Annotated in this window: 2 protein-coding genes; both read left to right on the top strand. The window is 30.9% G+C overall.

What is annotated here, in order from left to right:
- Positions 1-83: 83 nt before the first annotated feature.
- On the top strand, positions 84-353 hold the full coding sequence (locus tag AB8U03_RS18000) for a transposase (RefSeq protein ID WP_369705925.1): 270 nt from the start codon (positions 84-86) through the stop codon (positions 351-353).
- Complete coding sequence (locus tag AB8U03_RS17995; protein ID WP_369705926.1) at positions 314-1,258, top strand: IS3 family transposase; 945 nt, start codon at positions 314-316, stop codon at positions 1,256-1,258. Before AB8U03_RS18000 ends, AB8U03_RS17995 begins: the two co-directional genes overlap by 40 nt.
- The last annotated feature ends 210 nt before the right edge of the window (positions 1,259-1,468 follow it).

The following is a 1,468-nucleotide window of genomic DNA, read 5'->3' as shown; positions in this document are numbered from 1 at the left end:
TGATGTTAGTATAAAAGAGTAGACACAAAAAAATAGATTTACTAAAGATCTATAATAAAATTAAGAAAGGAAAGTGTCTACAAGTGGGAAAAACATCTAAAAGATATACGGATGAATATAAAAATACTATTGTTGAATTATTTAATAGAGGAAAGACGTATAGTGAACTTAACAGCGAATATGGAATACCTAAAACAACAATGAGGCAGTGGGTACTTAAGAATAAAAACAAAAAAGATGGTACAGAAGCCAAGGAGCAAAATATCAAAGGAATTCTTAAAAAGAATGTCATGCTTCAGGAGGAAAATGAAATATTAAAAAAAGCTTTATCCATATTCGCAAAGGAAAAATAGAGGATGTTTATAAGTTCATTAATGAAAACAAGCATTACTATTGTAAAAAAATCAAAAAATGCTTTGCAATAAAAATCATGTGCAAAGTATTGGGCATAAGCAGGGCTGCTTATTACAAGCATCTAAACAGGAAACCATCCAAATGGAAACAACAAAATAAAATTTTAGATAAAATGATATATAAAGAATACAAAGATTCAAAAGGCAGGTATGGTGCGGTTAAAATACTCAGACAGCTTATGAAAAAAGGATTTAAACCAAGTTTGAAACGGGTTCAGAGACGGATGAAAAAATTGAATATAAGATCAATTATAGTAAAAAAACGGAATCCATGTTGCCCTGGCAAAGTCAATGCAGCTGGTAAAGAAAATCTTATTAAGGAAAATTTTGCGACAGACACAATCAATAAAAAATGGCTTACAGATATAACGTACATATATACTTTAAAGGATGGGTGGTGCTATCTGGCATCTGTTTTTGACTGCTGCAGTGCAAAAATAGTTGGATGGCATATTTCGAAGAATATGAATGCCAATACAGCATTAAAGGCTGTAAAGAATGCTATAGAAATTCAAAAACCTGATAGTGCATCACTTATACTACACAGTGATTTAGGTTCTCAATATACAAGCAGTGAAGTTGAAGAATACCTTAAAAGCAAGGGCATACGGCATTCTTACAGTAAAAAGGGATATCCTTATGACAATGCACCTATGGAATCATTTCATGCTTCACTAAAAAAAGAGGAACCGAGGATGAACAAATATATTAATTTTGAAGATGCAAAGATATCAATATTTGAATATATTGAAAGCTGGTATAACAGAAAAAGAATACACAGCAGGATTGGCTATATTACTCCACAGGAGTGTGAAGATATTCAAAGGAGGAAGTTAGCTGCCTGATAAAATCAACTACAGCAATTAAATTTTCAATCAGCCCTAAGGATAAACATATTCAATTTAAATATATGTCAAGGACAAGCCATGGGCTTGCTCTGTATATCCTTGATATATATTTAGATTGAATTAAAATAGTTAAAGGCTATTTGAAAATTAAAATATATTCAGTTTAAAAGTTCAAAAAATGTGTCTACTTTATTGACATAGATCCAA

This window comes from Clostridium moutaii (assembly GCF_041205085.1).
In the GTDB taxonomy this organism is placed as follows: Bacteria; Bacillota; Clostridia; order Clostridiales; family Clostridiaceae; genus Clostridium_B; species Clostridium_B moutaii.
Note: the sequence above shows the minus strand (reverse complement) of the source record. Positions and strands in the feature narration are given on the sequence as shown.